This is a genomic window from Pseudomonas sp. 32_A, from assembly GCF_017490905.1.
Taxonomy (GTDB): domain Bacteria; phylum Pseudomonadota; class Gammaproteobacteria; order Pseudomonadales; family Pseudomonadaceae; genus Aquipseudomonas; species Aquipseudomonas inefficax.
In genome coordinates, this window is record NZ_JAFGYI010000001.1 from 1 (window position 1) to 15,431 (window position 15,431).

General features: G+C 60.8%; 13 protein-coding genes. All 13 read right to left on the reverse strand.

Features of this window, described 5'->3' with window-relative positions; translation table 11 throughout:
- Window positions 1-371 precede the first annotated feature (371 nt).
- Window positions 372-1,847, reverse strand: a complete 1,476-nt coding sequence (fleQ, locus tag J5M58_RS00005) for a transcriptional regulator FleQ (RefSeq protein ID WP_112253092.1) — start codon at window positions 1,845-1,847, stop codon at window positions 372-374.
- Between the two features lie 165 nt (window positions 1,848-2,012).
- Window positions 2,013-2,309: a flagellar protein FliT gene (locus J5M58_RS00010; RefSeq protein ID WP_112253093.1), complete on the reverse strand. Its 297-nt coding sequence runs from the start codon at window positions 2,307-2,309 to the stop codon at window positions 2,013-2,015.
- 14 nt (window positions 2,310-2,323) lie between these two features.
- On the reverse strand, window positions 2,324-2,719 hold the full coding sequence (fliS, locus tag J5M58_RS00015; protein ID WP_112253094.1) for a flagellar export chaperone FliS: 396 nt from the start codon (window positions 2,717-2,719) through the stop codon (window positions 2,324-2,326).
- A 134-nt stretch (window positions 2,720-2,853) separates the two neighbouring features.
- Window positions 2,854-4,272 carry a flagellar filament capping protein FliD gene (fliD, locus tag J5M58_RS00020; protein WP_112253095.1) on the reverse strand — a complete coding sequence of 473 codons (1,419 nt, stop codon included), beginning with the start codon at window positions 4,270-4,272 and terminating at the stop codon, window positions 2,854-2,856.
- 78 nt (window positions 4,273-4,350) lie between these two features.
- Window positions 4,351-4,710: a flagellar protein FlaG gene (locus J5M58_RS00025; RefSeq protein WP_112253096.1), complete on the reverse strand. Its 360-nt coding sequence runs from the start codon at window positions 4,708-4,710 to the stop codon at window positions 4,351-4,353.
- Window positions 4,711-4,779: 69 nt separating this feature from the next.
- A complete protein-coding gene (locus tag J5M58_RS00030; protein WP_112253097.1) occupies window positions 4,780-5,628 on the reverse strand; it encodes a flagellin domain-containing protein in 849 nt (282 codons plus the stop codon).
- Window positions 5,629-5,874: 246 nt separating this feature from the next.
- On the reverse strand, window positions 5,875-6,810 hold the full coding sequence (locus J5M58_RS00035) for a ketoacyl-ACP synthase III (protein WP_207876843.1): 936 nt from the start codon (window positions 6,808-6,810) through the stop codon (window positions 5,875-5,877).
- Between the two features lie 247 nt (window positions 6,811-7,057).
- Window positions 7,058-10,600 carry a glycosyltransferase gene (locus tag J5M58_RS00040; RefSeq protein ID WP_207876845.1) on the reverse strand — a complete coding sequence of 1,181 codons (3,543 nt, stop codon included), beginning with the start codon at window positions 10,598-10,600 and terminating at the stop codon, window positions 7,058-7,060.
- A 44-nt stretch (window positions 10,601-10,644) separates the two neighbouring features.
- Window positions 10,645-11,799, reverse strand: a complete 1,155-nt coding sequence (gene rffA / locus J5M58_RS00045; protein ID WP_207876847.1) for a dTDP-4-amino-4,6-dideoxygalactose transaminase — start codon at window positions 11,797-11,799, stop codon at window positions 10,645-10,647.
- Window positions 11,800-11,822: 23 nt separating this feature from the next.
- Complete coding sequence (locus J5M58_RS00050; protein WP_207876849.1) at window positions 11,823-13,202, reverse strand: FAD-binding oxidoreductase; 1,380 nt, start codon at window positions 13,200-13,202, stop codon at window positions 11,823-11,825.
- Between the two features lie 12 nt (window positions 13,203-13,214).
- On the reverse strand, window positions 13,215-13,982 hold the full coding sequence (locus J5M58_RS00055) for a dTDP-6-deoxy-L-hexose 3-O-methyltransferase (protein ID WP_207876851.1): 768 nt from the start codon (window positions 13,980-13,982) through the stop codon (window positions 13,215-13,217).
- A 36-nt stretch (window positions 13,983-14,018) separates the two neighbouring features.
- Window positions 14,019-14,654 (reverse strand): class I SAM-dependent methyltransferase, encoded by a 636-nt coding sequence (locus J5M58_RS00060; protein WP_207876853.1) that lies wholly within the window; start codon window positions 14,652-14,654, stop codon window positions 14,019-14,021.
- Window positions 14,651-15,349: a WbqC family protein gene (locus tag J5M58_RS00065; RefSeq protein WP_207876855.1), complete on the reverse strand. Its 699-nt coding sequence runs from the start codon at window positions 15,347-15,349 to the stop codon at window positions 14,651-14,653. The genes J5M58_RS00060 and J5M58_RS00065 overlap by 4 nt, the downstream gene beginning before the upstream one ends.
- Window positions 15,350-15,431 lie beyond the last annotated feature (82 nt).

A 15,431-nucleotide genomic window follows, 5' to 3' on the forward strand; every position in this document is an offset into this window, starting at 1 on the left:
CTGCGCCTGTTAGACCGAGCGCCGCCCGCGCGGCGCTTCGCGGGTGTTTGCCGTTACACTTTCTGCGCCTGTTAGACCGAGCGCCGCCCGCGCGGCGCTTCGCGGGACAAGCCCGCTCCCACATTTGCTGCAACGTGGCCATGCCTGTGAGGCCATGGTTTTCAGCCTTGTCGGCATGACTGGATTTCTAGATGGGTATTGATGCCGCCCCGCCCGTCTCACGACATGCACCAAGGCAGGCAACCATGGCCTGACAGGTTCGGCACGTTGCAACAAATGTGGGAGCGGGCTTGTCCCGCGAAGCGCCGCGCGGGCGGCGCTCGGTCTAACAGGCGCCGGAAAGGTCGAGGCGAACACCCCAGACCCAGCCATCAATCCTCTGCCTGCTCCTCGCCCCCCTGGCGGCTCATGCCGTACTTGCGCATCTTCTCGACCAGGGTGGTACGACGAATACGCAAACGTTCAGCCGCGCGTGCAACGATACCGTTGGCATCGTCCAGCGCCTGCTGGATCAGGCCCTGCTCCAGGCTACCCAGGTAGTCCTTCAGGTCCAGGCCTTCAGGCGGTAGCATGGCGTGGTTGTTGAAGTTCGGCGTATGGCCGTTGATCGCCACGCGCTCCTCCAGGTCACTGCGCAGGCTGTCGACCATCTGCTCGTCTTCGTCATCGACGTAACGGAATTTCTTCGGCAGCTCGGACACGCCAATCACCCCGTACGGGTGCATGATCGCCATGCGCTCCACCAGGTTGGCCAGCTCGCGCACGTTGCCCGGCCAGCCGTGGCGACACAGCGACATGATCGACGCAGAGTTGAAACGGATGGAACCGCGCTTCTCGTGCTCCATGCGCGAGATCAGCTCGTTCATCAGCAGCGGGATGTCTTCCACCCGCTCACGCAGCGGCGCCATCTCGATGGGGAACACGTTCAGGCGGTAGTACAGGTCTTCGCGGAACGTGCCCTCCTCGATCATGGTCTCGAGGTTCTTGTGGGTCGCGGCGATGATGCGCACATCGATGCTCTGGGTCTTGTTGCTGCCCACGCGCTCGAAGGTACGCTCCTGCAGCACGCGCAACAGCTTGACCTGCATCGGCAACGGCATGTCGCCGATTTCGTCGAGGAACAGGGTACCGCCGTTGGCCAGCTCGAAACGCCCGGCACGGCTGGTGATCGCCCCGGTGAAGGCGCCCTTCTCGTGGCCGAACAGTTCGCTTTCCAGCAACTCGGCCGGGATCGCACCGCAGTTGACCGGCACGAACGGCGCTTCGCGGCGCTTGGAATGGTAGTGCAGGTTGCGCGCGACCACTTCCTTGCCGGTGCCGGACTCACCCAGGATCAACACGCTGGCATCGGTATCGGCCACCTGCTGCATCATCTGGCGCACGTGCTGGATGGCACGGCTGGTGCCGACCAGGCTGCGGAACAGGTTGGGTTCGCGCTGGCGACCACGCTCGCGCGCCTGGTCGTACATCTCGCGATAGACCTGGGCACGATGCAGCGAATCCAGCAGCTGGCTGTAGCTTGGCGGCATTTCCAGGTTGGAAAGTACCCGGCGGCGAAGGTCTTCCGGGAACTCCGCAGAAGAAATTTCACCCAAAAGCAGAACCGGAAGGAACTCATCCCACCCAGCCACTGTCTTAACGAGCCCAAGCACATTGCCCGGGGCGTTTACAGTGCCGATGAGCACGCACAGCACTTCGCGACTCGAAGACAAAGGCTCGACCACTTGCTGCCAGTCCTGGCTGGAGCAAGCGAGGTTTTCTTCGCCGAGGAAGTTAAGCACCACCGCCAGGTCGCGGCGGCGTGCGCTGTCGTCGTCGATCAGCAGAATCTTGGTTTCACGCCACATGCAATAGCAACTTCCCTAGTCATATCGGCGCCCGAGGGCGTGCTCGACATCATTCCGACTGAATGGTCAGTGTTCGGACGTCTGAAATTCGAAAACAGCCACTAGTAAAGTCAAAAAACACCAGCCAGTCAAATTAATGGCGCTTGGCTTTTTGCAGATCTGTGGTCAGGTGAACAAATGGTATACCTTTGCCGCGTTCTTCGCCTGACGGATTTTCGTCATTTCTTCCACCAAGGATTGACGTTCACCACTTGCAACATCGATTAGTTGACGGTATACGGCCAACAACTGCTCAAGGCTGGCACTGACATCAGCCTCGTTGCCTTTCGCCTCGCTCACCATGTCGCCGATGCGCAAGCGGCACTCCAGGTCCAGCTCACCCACCGCTTCCCAGTTGCGCTCGGCCAGCGCCGCCAGCAGCATTTCCCGAGTCTGCTCGATCCGGGTGATTACTTCGCTCATGCCATCCTCCTTTATCAGGAAGCCGACGACTGATCGCCGATTGCGTCCCAACCTTCCTTCACAGTGATCAGCAGGCGCGCGACCTCATCGATGATGGCCGGGTCGGCTTTGACGTTGGCCTCGATCAGGCGACGGCTCATGTACATGTACAAACTGTCCAGCTCGGCCAGGCTTTCAGCATGGTTTTCCAGGTCCAGGCCTTCACGCAGGCCGCCGATGATGTCGATGGCCTTGCCGATGAGAATGCCCCTTTGCGCGACGTCGTTGCGGGCAATGGCGCCCTTGGCCTGTGCCATGCGATCAAGACCGCCCTGCATGAGCATCTGCACCAGGCGGTGCGGGCTGGCTTCGGATGTCTGCGCTGCGCCGTTGACTTTCTGGTACTGCCGAAGGGCCAACATCGGGTTCATGGATCTGCCTCGTTGCTGCGGTAAAAAGTTGCTTGTACCTGCTGTATCGCCTGTACGTCAAAGAACTTTAGGGGAAAAGCAAAAAGCCCGGGGCGTCTCGCGGACGCCGCCGGGCTTTTGGCATGTTCAGCCGATCAGGACTTCTTGGCCTGGGCGTTGATCGCTTCGAAGATCGAGGTGATCTGGTCGGCCTGGGCTTTCATCTTGCCCAGGGCGGTGTCCAGGGCCACGTACTTCTTGGTCAGGGACTCGGTCAGGGACTCGGTGCGGCGGTCCAGGGCTGCCTGCTGGTTGGCCAGTTCCGAGACCGCCTTGTCGAGGTTCGACTTGCGTGTTGCAAGGCTGCCATCGGTCTTGTTGTAAGGATCGATGGCCTTGTTCATGCGCTCGAAGATACCGTCGGTGCCGGTGAACAGCTCCTGCACTTCCGGGCCGAGCTTCTTGTCGTTCATCGCCGAGGTGAACTTGGTGCTGTTGAATTCGAGCGTGCCGTCTTTCTGGGTGTTGATGCCCAACTGGCTCAGCGTGGTCAGCTGATCGCCCGCCCCCACCTCACTCAGCACCTTGCGCACATCCCCCAGCAGAGAGCGGGTGGTCGGATCGTTGGTGAGCGGGCCGAGCACCAGCTTGTCATTGTCATCACGGCTGGTCGACGTCAGCGATGTGATCGCCTTCTGCAGCGTGTTGTAGGCATCGACGAAGCTCTGCACCGACTTCTTCAGGCCCTCGTTGTCCGCTGCCACGGTGACCGCGGTCGGCGTACCAACGAGAGTACCGCTGGCCTTGGCGCTGACCCCGGTCAGCTCGAGGGTCATGCCGCTGATGGCGCTGTCGAGGGTATTGGAGGCGCTCTTGACCTTCAGCCCGTCGATGGTCAGCTCGGCATCCTGAGCCTTGGCAGAGATGAAGCCGGCGCCGGTGCCGGACATCTGCGTGGTGCCATCGATCGTCAGCTCGGGGATGCCGCTAAGGGAAATGTCGCTGCCGGCACCGGTGGTGGTCGAGCTGAGCACCAGGCGCGAGCCGCCTTCCTCGTTGATGATGTTGGCGGAAATACCGTTGGCGCTCATTTCCTTGTTGATCTGGTCGCGCACGCTCTGCAGCGTGGCGCCGCTGGCTACGTCCAGATCATAGGTCTTGCCGCCCTGGCTGATGGTCAGCTTGCCAGCCGTGATCGCACTACTGGCGCCACCAGCGAACTGCTGGCTGGCGACTTTCGAGCTGGTGGCCAGCTTGTCCACCACGATATCGTAGCTGCCCGCCACGGCCGTGTTGCTGGACTTGATCTTGACCACCGACTCGTTGGCCGAGGTCGCTGCATAGGCGTTGAACGACGGCGCATCCTTGTTGTTGAGCGCCTTCATGGCGTCCTGGAATGCCGTGAGGGCACTGCGCAGCGAGCCGATACCCGAAATCATCGCAGTGTTGTTGCTGGTTTGCCGAGTGATCTGCGCCTGCTTGGCGGATGTATCGGCCTTGACCAACGCGGTCACGATCTCGGTAATGTTGAGACCAGAACCCAGGCCTGTACTGGAAGTAATCGGGCTTGCCATGCTGTAGTCCCTCTCATCAACGCGTCAACCCGCTCCTGCGGGACAGACATGCATCACTTCATTGGTGTTCGCCGCCAATCATACCTTGGCGTCGAACAGAACACTTTTGACATCGCTCAGGCTGTGAGCGATCCGCAGGGCCTCTTCCGAGGGCAACTGGCGAATCAGTTCACCACTGTCGGTCGCGATGACTTTGACCACGATCTTGCCGGATTCTTCATCCGTGGAAAATTCCAGATTGCGCTGCGATGCCTTCAGGAACTTTTCGATCTCCGAAACGGCATGTTTGACCTTGTCGGCATCCTGCTCCGCCTTGGGGTCTTTCTTGTCGTCTTCGGGCTTTACGTTTTCCGTCGACCGGACTACCGGTTTTTCGGCAACCTGCTCGGCCGGACGTGCGGCCGGATAAGACAGGTTCAGCTTGACGCTCATGTCCATGCCCACCACCTCGCAATGAAAAGGCGGGGAAGTGCCTTACCAGCACTTCCCCGCCAGCAACCAGGCAGATTAGCCCAGCAGCTTCAGTACTGCCGATGGCAGCTGGTTGGCCTGGGCCAGAACCGAGGTGGAAGCTTGCTGCAGGGTCTGCTGCTTGGTCAGCTGGGCAGTTTCAGCAGCGAAGTCGGTGTCCTGTACGCGGCCACGAGCAGCTTCGGCGTTTTCGTTGATGTTTTGCAGGTTGTTGATGGTGCTGGTCAGACGGTTCTGCGCGGCACCCAGGTCAGCACGGTTGCTGTTGATGGTTTGCAGAGCGGCGTCAATGGCCGAAACAGCAGCGCTGAAGTTGGCTTCGGCGGTAGTGGTGTCGGAACCCTGGATGTTGATCGAGGAAGTAACGCCCAGGTCCGAAGCGGTGAACTTGGCGCTCAGGTCGATGGTGATCTGGTTGGCGGCACCGGTGTTGGAACCGACCTGGAAGGTCATGACCGAAGCCGAACCGTCCAGCAGGTTCTTGCCGTTCAGCTGGGTGCTGTTGGCAATACGGGTCAGTTCCGAAGCCATCGACTGGAATTCTTTGTCCAGAGCGACGCGGTCGTTGGTGCTGTTCGAGTCGTTTCGGGACTGAACGGCCAGTTCACGCATACGCTGCAGGATGTTGGTCTGCTCTTGCATCGCGCCTTCAGCGGTCTGGGCGATGGAGATACCGTCGTTGGCGTTTTTGATAGCCATGGTCTGACCACGGATCTGCGAGGTCATGCGGGTAGCGATCTGCAGGCCGGCGGCGTCGTCTTTGGCGCTGTTGATTTTCAGGCCGGAGGACAGACGGGTCATCGAGGTGCTCAGTGCATCGGAAGCACGGTTCAGGTTTTTCTGAACGCCCAGAGAGGTGGTGTTGGTGTTAACAGTCAAAGCCATGACGAATTCCTCGTTGGATTGGGTACTACGGCTTCCGGCCTTGGCAATTCGCCGGGTGTGGCACAGAGAACCTTCGTAATCTTTATCGTCGTCAGGGCAGTTTGCTTTAGGGCGATTTCTCACTTTTTTTACTGGCATCCGGCCACCCCAATGAAATCAAGGGTTTGACGCCAGAAAACCAACATTGGAAACGAAAGAAGCGCAGCCTTGTACGGGCTGCGCTTCTTTAGACAGTACGGCACTCGGTCAGCCGTTGCGCTCGATGATCGCCGAGCCCCACGACAGGCCTACGCCGAAGCCACTGAGTGCTACGCGCTTGTGCGGCGAGTTGAGCACGTGCTTTTCCAGCAGCAACGGAATGCTCGACGACACGGTATTGCCGGTTTCGACCATGTCCTTGACGAACTTCTGCTTGTGCGCGCCCTCGTCGAAACGCGCGGACACGGCATCGACGATCGCCGCGCTACCCTGGTGCAGGCAGTACAGGTCGATGTCCTCGGCGCGCAACTGGCTGGCCTCGAGCAACTGCTGCAGGTGCGCAGGCACTTTGACCAGGGCGAAGTTGTAGACCTGGCGGCCGTTCATGAAGAACTTGCCGTCGGTGGTACGCAGGTGCTCGGCGCCTGCACCATCACTGCCGAACAGCGACTTGCCGAGTTGCCAGGCAGCATCTTCGCCCATCCAGGTCGCGGTGGCGGCATCGCCGAACAGCATGGTGGTGTTGCGGTCCTCTGGGTCGACGATCTTAGAATACGGGTCGGCGGTGATCAGTAGGCCATTTTTCAGCCCGGTCGCCTCCATGAAGCCTTTCATGGCATACAACCCGTAGACGTAACCGGAACAGCCCAGCGAAATATCGAACGCTGCAACCTGCGTGGTCAGGCCGAGCTTTTGCTGAACGATGGCAGCGGTGTGCGGCAAGCCTTCCGCGTCACCATTCTGGGTGACGACTATCACGGCATCGATGGATGCAGGATCGAGCTCAGGATTGGCAGCAAACAGGTTTTTCGCTGCTTCCACACAAAGATCAGAGGTTTCCTGAGTGTTTCCCTTGCGCGGCAAGAAAGTCGAACCGATCTTGCCGAAGATAAAATCCTGGTCTTTGCCAAATTTTGCGCCCTGTGCGTAATTGTCGACACCTTCGACAGGTACGTAACTGGCGATGCTTTTGATGCCAATCATTGTGGCTTCCCGATAGATATGGCGAAAATTCGCGGGCTTGCGCGCCAGGGTCAGGATCTCGCGTGACGAGACGACGTGATTGCCCGCAGACTCGATAGCTTAGAGATGCACGTTTCGACTGCCAAGTCACGGTTGTGTATACGATCAGCCAATTGTTCGACAAGATCAATGCCTTCGCGTGCAACCTCGCCACGCGAGTGCGGCCGGACACCCGCATTGCGCGGGCTTCCGGCCTTGCCTCGGCAACTCAGGCGAGCCAGGCCTGGCGCCAAACTTCCAGGCGCTCACCCTCGAGCAACCAATTCGAGCGAACGGCATTCTGCAACGCATCGCCCAGCGCAGACGAGGCGTCACGATCTTCCAGGTGCAGACGAATGGCACGCAGCCAGTCAGCCGGCTGGTTATCCACTTTCGACAACGGCAAGCTACCTGCACCAGCGAAACCGGCCACCCGGCTGCAAATGACGGGATGAGCGCAAGCTGCGTGCTGCAGTACCCGCAGATCGGCCGAGCACGCGTTGCCCAAGGTATCGGCCATAGGTACCAGCGCCAAGTCCAGATTCAGCGCAGCGAGCGTAATGCCCAAGCGCTCGAGCGGGACCTGTGGATGCTGCTCGCTGACATACGGTCTCAAAACCTGCGGGCAATCACCCAGGACCACCCAGTCGACCTCCTGGGCCAAGGCTGGTACCACCTCGGCCAACAGGTCCGCATCTTTGTTGCCAACCCAGCCCAGTCGCGGCCTGGCCGCCGTACGACGCAAGCCTTGCAGCTGCCCCCAAGTGGCAGGTAACGCACTTTCGAGCAGGCGAACGTCGTCATATTGCCCTAGCAGCATCTCTGCCAATGTCGGGCTGGCCACGACCACCCTGTCTGCCTGCATCAGGCCGTAATTCAGGCGCTGCAGCAATTCATCGCCCCCCATGCCCGCAGCAAGCCCCATTTCCGCGACATAGCCGTCCAGGTCATACACTTTGAACGCCTGGGAGAACGCGCGCAGACGACGCAAGGTCAGCAGGCCGGCGTCTGCCAGCGGGCGCTGCAGGATGATTGTGGAGGGCGCGTAACGCTGAATGTCGACCAGGGTGAGCACACCGGTGGTCACCGAGCCATCGATCGCGCCGGCATTTCGCAACGCCATGAGCGGCTGGATCACACGCGCCTGGCCGGCCGCCTGCTGGTCCGCCGCAAAAGCCAGCACCGTCGGGACGATACCGTGCAGCGGCCGCCAGCACAGGCCATTATCCTGCCGCGCATGGCTATGGCCGGTGAGTAGCGACAGGTTGGCATTGTAGGAAGGATCACTGGCCAGTTGCGGTAACCAGCGAGCGTAGAGTGCTTCCTCCTGTTCAGCGGTTACCACTGCGGCTGGTGTCGCTTCCAGCAGCAGCCTGGCGCGTGGCGTCCAGACATTGAGGTAGCCGGCCTGCTGCAAACGCAGGCAAAGATCGACTGCAATCCAGGGCTCCAACAACGGATCGACAGTGAAACCATCCAGGTCGAGGAAGGTTGCGCGCCGAACCATCAGGCAACGATCACCCACTGCCACGCCGTTGCGCTCGGTCATCAGCGCCGCCAGCTCACCCTCCTCGCCAATCGCCCGCCCAGCATAAGCCGGGCCCACGCTCCCACCCTGGCCGAGCACCAGACCAGCCTGCCGGACCACACCATCGACGCTCGACAGCAGGCCGCCCACGGCTCCAACCTCAGGGCGCTGCGCATGATTGAGCAAGGCCTGCAGCCAGCCACCATCACTGACCATCGCAACTGCATCCAGCCAGACGAGGAATTCGCCTTGTGCTTCCTGCGCTGCGGCGTTGCACATGGCGGCGCGCGTCTGTCCTGCCATGAAACGCAGCACATGGATGCGTCCCTGACCCACCTGGCACAGCATTTCCAGCCACTGCAGCAGCAGCGGGTCGTCATTGCCCGGCTCGACCAGCAGCACTTCATGCTCGATGGCCGTGGTATTGGCCAGCAACTGCTCCACGCAGCGCTGCAACCGCGACAGGTCGCCATCGATATAGATCAGGATGCTCACCGAGGCCGGCTGCTGGTACCCATAGTCGATTTCATAGCGATTCGGCGCCTGCGCCGTCGGCCGGACCTGTGCATGCGGGTAGCCACGCTCCAGCAGGTGTGCCTGGATGACCGAGCATTCGTCATCGCAGGTCAGGGACCGAGCCAGGTTGGCAATCAACAACGGCTCGCTGACATGGCCTACCACCCCGAGACCATGATCGGCAATGAGGCGCAACTGGTACGCCAGCTCGAATGCACGCCCTGATGCCGGGTCGAACCCACCCTGCTGCAGCAGCGCCCGCGTGTCATACAACCAGTGCCGCGACAAGGCAGCTGGATGGGCGAGCAACATATCCAGGTTGAGGTCGGGGCGCAGGCGCCCTTCGACACTGTCATCGGCGCCACGAACGGCCTCATCGGCAAATACCGCCAGGCAGGTCTCCGGGGCCTGCGCCATGTCGAGCGCCGCCACCAGCAGGCCGCTGGCGGTAAACTGCACGCCGGCATCGACTACCATGCACCACTCGCACGGGCTGTTTTCGAGCACACCATGGATGGAGGGCAGCGGCGCCCGGCAGTCAGCCGAGAACCACTGCACGTTCGGCCTGCGGGGTTCCTGCGCGCCCAGGACGCACACCTGGATGCGTTGGTACAGCACATCGTCGAGGCTGCCCAAGGTGCGCGCCAAGGCGGCGGGATCACCATGATCCAGCACCAGCACGGCAATCGAAGGCGCACCGGGCGCAGCCAGACGTTCCTGCATCAATTGCAACTGCTGCGGCAACGGGTATCGCTGGCGCAACCATCTCAGCATGCCGGCGCTGTTGCCGGCCAACTCGCGACGGGCCGCCAACTGCGTCTTGGCAATGAACACCTCAAGGTGCTGCCAGAACGGTGCAGTCTTTTCCACATAGCGCTGCAGGGCACCCTCGAGGCCGGCACTGGCGTGCGCCAACGCGTGCGGCTGATCGAGCATCGCGAAGCCGTGGCTGCCGATGAAGCTGGCTTCGAGAAACGACTGATCGATCCCGTACCCAGGAATGAAAATCACCGGGCAGCCGCACAGCACGGCGATCACGCAAGTCATCGACCACTCATGGGTGTACAGCACTTCGGCCTTGCGCAGCAGCACCGCCAGTTCAGGTAACGACAGGGCGTTGGCCATACTGAGCAGGCGGATATCGCCGGGCAACTGCGAGTAGTCGATCTGCTCCAGCGGGTGGCGGTTCTGGTAAAGGTACTTGCCTTCACGCGCGCTACCCGGTGTCGGCGCACTGAACAGTTCGACATCGATGGTCGGCAGGCACAGCAAGTCGCCATCCGGGTAACCATGCCGCGCGGCGATCAGGGCGCCGGAATAGAACAACAGGTCACTGCCCGCTGCCTGCATGCTCTGGCCGGTCAGGAAACCCTCGAAATTCAGCAGGAAACGCGCCACAACATCGCAGCCAAGCGGATTGCCAACCACCACTTCCGGATAGACAGCGATGGGTACCTTGCCTTCATCCTGATGCCGCTTCTGGGTCCGAGGGTCCAGGAGCGGCGTCTTGAGGTTCGGGTTGACCACCTGGCCACCGCAGATGTACGCCTCGCGCCCGTTCAGATTGAGCACATGGCAGAGGTAATGCAGGGACGCGACGCCCGACGAGGTTTCCCGGTAGTCCGGCGCCAGTATGTAATACGGATGCTCCGGCTTGGCATACATCAAGCGCAAGCGCATCAGCGCCTGGTCGAGCGAATGGGCGTCAACCCCGGCAGAATTGGGCATCGCTTGGAAACTCCAGAATCAGGAAATACGACGGCAAGCCCGCCTCAGACAGCGCGGGACTCGGCAAAGAATTGGGCGACTGCGGCACATACCTGGGCTACCTGGCGAGCGCTCATGTCCGAATACAGCGGCAAGCGCACCAGGCGCTGGGCTACATCACAGGTCACCGGCAGTTCTCCGACGCTGCGCGAATAGCGAAGGCCGGCGGGCGAATCATGCAGCGGCACATAATGGAACACTGCGTGGATATCCCGCTCGCGCAGGAACCGGATCAACTCGCTACGTTCGTGGTTGTTGCGCATCAGCAGGTAGAAGATGTGCGCGTTGGCTGGCCGCCCCCCAGGCGTGCGCGGCAGCTGGAAGAAGCCATCGCCCTCCAGTGCCTGCAGCTGGTTGTAGTAAGCCTCGTACAAGCCACGCCGATGAGCGTTGATGCTTTCGCCCTGCTCCAGCTGGGCATACAGGAAAGCGGCCGTCAGCTCGCTGGGCAGGAACGAAGACCCGACATCGACCCAGGTGTATTTGCTGACTTCACCGCGGGCAAACGCCTTGCGGTTGGTACCCTTCTGCCAGATGATCTCGGCGCGCTCGATCAGTTTCGGGTCATTGATCAGCAAGGCCCCTCCCTCACCGCTGATGACGTTCTTGGTCTCATGGAAACTCAGGCAGCCGAGGTGGCCGATGGTACCCAGGGCCCGGGTCTTCTCACGAGCAAGAATTGCCTGGGCAGCGTCCTCGATGAGCATCAGGCCGTGACGGTTGCAGATACGCAACAGCGCGTCCATGTCACAGGGCTGCCCGGCATAATGCACGGCCACGACTGCCTTAGTCTTTTCGGTGATTGCAGCTTCGACCAGGCGTTCATCAAGATTGAGGCTGTCCGGACGAATATCCACGAACACCGGCACCGCACCACGCAGCACGAAGGCGTTGGCAGTGGAGACGAACGTGAATGACGGCATGATGACCTCATCCCCCGGCCCGACATCGGCAAGGATCGCCGCCATCTCCAGCGCTGCAGTGCATGAATGGGCCAGCAGCGCTTTCGGGCAGCCCAGGTTGTCTTCCAGCCACTGCTGGCACATCTGGGTGAACTGCCCGTCGCCAGCAATGCCGCCATTCATCACCGCCTGGGCGATGTAGAACAGCTCCTTGCCAACGACAAAAGGTTTGTTGAAGGGGATGACCTGTTTGCTCACGTTCGTATTCTCCAGCCCGTGCCTCAGGTGAAATCGCTCAGCGGCAGGTAGCCACCGATCAGCGCATCGAGAAACTCGACCTGTACTGCCTGCTCCATGCCATTACGGGTAAAGAAATCCCGGGCACGCTGGTAGTAATACCGCTCAAGCGCCTGGTCGGCATCGGTATGCCCCGCGTCGAAACCATGCTGGGAAAGCGCCGAGCATTTGACTGCTGCGTATTTGCGACAGCACACCTCGACCGACTGATCGAGCATTGCCCGTCGCTGTGGTCGGGTGTGGGCGAAATACGCGCTTGCCTGGGGTGACAGATGCTGCCCCTGCACCAGAGCTGCCAGGTTGTCCGCCAACCAGGGCGCGAAATGGTAGCCGTCGCGCCGCGTGCCGGTTGCGATGAACGTATTGTCGTTGAGCTGACCAATGACCGGATAACCATCGAGGCTCACCGGTCGATAGCCAAAGTTGTACCGCACGAAGCCACTGGCGCGGTGCATCTGATTGACCTGGTTGATCGCACCATTGATCAGGGCTGCCACCGACTCTGCACGCGGTACCTGCTCGTCAACGGTAGTGATCAGGTTTGTCGCTCCGACCACGAAAAGATCGTCCTGGTAAGGCGCATGGTAGATGCCACAGGCGCCACCTCGGTTGGGCGTGCGAAGCACGTATCGGCCCTGGATACCCTGGTTTTTTAGTACCACGGTGGCGCCGACGCCATTGATCACCCGAATGCAGTCGTCCTCTGCCCACAGCCGGGTTGCCATGCTGCCATTGGCCAGCACCACCCGCTCCGCGGCCAGCACACGGCCATCGGCCAGGCGCGCGCCACAGGTGCGACCGCCGACCTTGTCCAGCGACTCCACTACCCCATCAACAAAACGCACGCCGCGCCTGACCAAGGTCTGCTGCAGGGCATGCACTACCCCGTCCGGGTTGACCACACCCTCTCGGGGCAGGAACAAGGCGTTGCGGCTGCGATAGCCCGAAGCCGGCGAGTATGCAGGCTCGAGCGTCGGCTCGATCCGCTCGTAGGGTTCGGCGAATTCTTCGAGATAGCCGGCAATGGCATCGAAGGCCTGGTCTTCAAACGCATTGGAAGCGTTGTTGTTGACCAGCACGGTGCCTAGCCGATAGTGCTCGGCGGGGATCTCGAACTCTTCGACGAACGCCGCCCACAGCCGTGCGGAGGCCTGGCTGAGTTCGAACTTGAGGCGATCACGCGGCTGGTCCAGCGCACCCGGCTCAAGTTCGGCGAACGAGTTGAGCATCGCGGCGGCGGCCATCGACGCACTGTGGGGCCGCGATATCGGGCCCACGACGGTAATGCGCTCGGCCGGCACCGAACGGGAAAGGCCTGCAGCGATTGCCAGGCCAACCATGCCGTTACCTATGATCAGAAACATGGCTCGCCTCCCTTACAGCAACTTGACGATGCACAGGGACGGGTAAGTCTGCGAGCGCTTGATCTCATGACGTACCTTGCCCAGCACTTCGGCCACATAGGCGTAGCCCTCTCCCGGCAGGAAGTCACGCTGCAACTGGAAGAACGCCAGCTGCGAACCGGGTACGCAACGCGGCAGAATCTGCTCCAGGGCAAAGCGGGTCGGCCCTTCCAGGTTCATGTCGAAGAAGGCCAGCGCCACCAGCAGGTTGCGGTTTTCCTCGATGAAACGCGGCAAGGTATCCTTGATGTCGCCCTCGACCACCTGATGGCCGCTGGAAACCTGCGGCAGCGCATTGATGCTTTCATGCACGGCGAGCAAATGGCGCAGGTAATCGGCATAGCCGCTGCCAGTATCGTAACAACCGTCCTGGAAGTGCTCGTTGGCTACCTTGCTGTCGCTGTCATGGGACTTGTAGCCGGCGAAGGTATCGAATGCCGCTACCCGGCGCTGCTTGTTGAAAGGCTCGAAGATGGCACGCAGGTTTTCGCACAGCACCGCGTTCTGGCCACGCCAGGTACCGAAATCCAGCACCGAACCAGGCAGCGGGACAATCTCGCGATACAGGTCGGAAATCGCCAGCATCCGCGCCAGGGATGCCGAACGGATGAACAGGCCGAGATTGCGCTCTTTCTCGGCATCATCGAGCGGCGCGTTGGCAAAGGACTGCCAAAGGCGCTCACGCGCTTCGAGCTGGCTGTCGCTGGATTGGGTGACGGACGTAGAGCCTTTCTTGAGCATGGATATCTCCAGGGAACAGGGAAGTTGGATGGCAGGTCACGGGGCCTTGCGCACGAGCAGTGTGAATTCGTACAAGCCATAGTCATGCAAGAGTGCCACCTGCCTGGAGTAGGTTCTTTTGCACAGGTCAAAGTAAAAGCACGGATCGCCGTAATACAGGTAGTCACGCATGAATGGTGCATCGGAGTAGCTGGTTAGACAGTTGAATGCGAAGCCTTTGGTCGAGCAGGCATCCATACTGCGAAGCACCTCGGCAATGTAGTTTTCCCAGGCCTCACGCGGAGTCTGCTGTGAAACGTTGAAAATGCCGCTGGCCACCGCGTAGTCAGCCGTTCGGCTGGACCGCTCGGCGACCTCGAAGCTGGTGAACGGGGCCGCCCCGTGCCTGGCGCGGGCCGACGCGATCATTTCGGCTGACAGGTCATAGCCGTGGTAGTCCACCGCCGCGCCGCGTTCACGCAACCATTCCAGCAGTGCGCCGTAGCCGCAACCAACGTCGACCAGGCTGAAACCCTGCTGCCACTCCTGTCGAGGGACCAGCTTGAGCAACTGTTCGAAGCGCAGATGCTGGGATGCGCTACCGTTCCAGTCGACCCCTTCCGGGGTGGCCCCATGCTCGCGAATACGCGAGGAGTAGTACTGTTCCACTTCGCGCAGAATGGTAGTGCTCATGGTCGTCGCTCCAGGAAGGCAGGCGCGTCAGCGCCAGTGTTGAACAACAGGTCAATGACACTCAGCGCGTGCTGGAACTCGCCGTATAACTGGGGGTACTCGGGGTAGCCGGCATAATCCATGTACGACAGACCAAGCCCGGCAGCGGCAAATGCGGCCTCGTCCAGATAACAGCTGGCTGCCGGCCCCGACAGGTAGTGCGTGCCGCCCACGGCTTGGCACAACTGGATCAGACGCTCGTTCTTGCCGGTTGCCTGCCCCAGCTCTTCGGCGCGATACAGCGGCGTGTGGATGTTCAGCAGGGGACACAGGCCAGCGATGAACAAGTGGTTGATACGGGAAAGATGAGTGAGCGCTGCGGCCTGCTCGAAGAGTGCCCTGATCGGCCCCTCCATTTGTTCGAAGCAAGCCGCGCGGCGGTAGCTCATCTCGATGGTTTTCCAGTGCGCCTGCGCCCATCCCGGCTCGCTAACCTGCACTTCGTTGATCAACTGCTCGTAACGACCCTTGTTCCTGACCGGTATGCTCAGCCAGTGCTCGCCCTGTGCAGTCTTGATCTTGTTGCGATTACGCCAGTCTCGCCGCGTGTACTGGACATCGTCGAACAGAATGAACGCGTCGACGCTGCCGATCAGGTCGAAATACCCTTTCCATGGAATGTAATTGGACTGCAACACAGCCACTTTCTTTTGCATCCACGACCTCGTCCACACCGCGTGAAGCCAGGCGTCAGCCTGTCAATTAATTGCCGCCAGGCGAAAAAAAACCGGGCATCTG

Bases quoted from the DNA above. Each gene is read 5' to 3' on its own strand.
- fleQ (WP_112253092.1), bottom strand. From the start codon at position 1,847: ATGTGGCGTGAAACCAAGATTCTGCTGATCGACGACGACAGCGCACGC.
- J5M58_RS00010 (WP_112253093.1), bottom strand. From the start codon at position 2,309: ATGAGCGAAGTAATCACCCGGATCGAGCAGACTCGGGAAATGCTGCTG.
- fliS (WP_112253094.1), bottom strand. From the start codon at position 2,719: ATGAACCCGATGTTGGCCCTTCGGCAGTACCAGAAAGTCAACGGCGCA.
- fliD (WP_112253095.1), bottom strand. From the start codon at position 4,272: ATGGCAAGCCCGATTACTTCCAGTACAGGCCTGGGTTCTGGTCTCAAC.
- J5M58_RS00025 (WP_112253096.1), bottom strand. From the start codon at position 4,710: ATGGACATGAGCGTCAAGCTGAACCTGTCTTATCCGGCCGCACGTCCG.
- J5M58_RS00030 (WP_112253097.1), bottom strand. From the start codon at position 5,628: ATGGCTTTGACTGTTAACACCAACACCACCTCTCTGGGCGTTCAGAAA.
- J5M58_RS00035 (WP_207876843.1), bottom strand. From the start codon at position 6,810: ATGATTGGCATCAAAAGCATCGCCAGTTACGTACCTGTCGAAGGTGTC.
- J5M58_RS00040 (WP_207876845.1), bottom strand. From the start codon at position 10,600: ATGCCCAATTCTGCCGGGGTTGACGCCCATTCGCTCGACCAGGCGCTG.
- J5M58_RS00050 (WP_207876849.1), bottom strand. From the start codon at position 13,202: ATGTTTCTGATCATAGGTAACGGCATGGTTGGCCTGGCAATCGCTGCA.
- J5M58_RS00055 (WP_207876851.1), bottom strand. From the start codon at position 13,982: ATGCTCAAGAAAGGCTCTACGTCCGTCACCCAATCCAGCGACAGCCAG.
- J5M58_RS00060 (WP_207876853.1), bottom strand. From the start codon at position 14,654: ATGAGCACTACCATTCTGCGCGAAGTGGAACAGTACTACTCCTCGCGT.
- J5M58_RS00065 (WP_207876855.1), bottom strand. From the start codon at position 15,349: ATGCAAAAGAAAGTGGCTGTGTTGCAGTCCAATTACATTCCATGGAAA.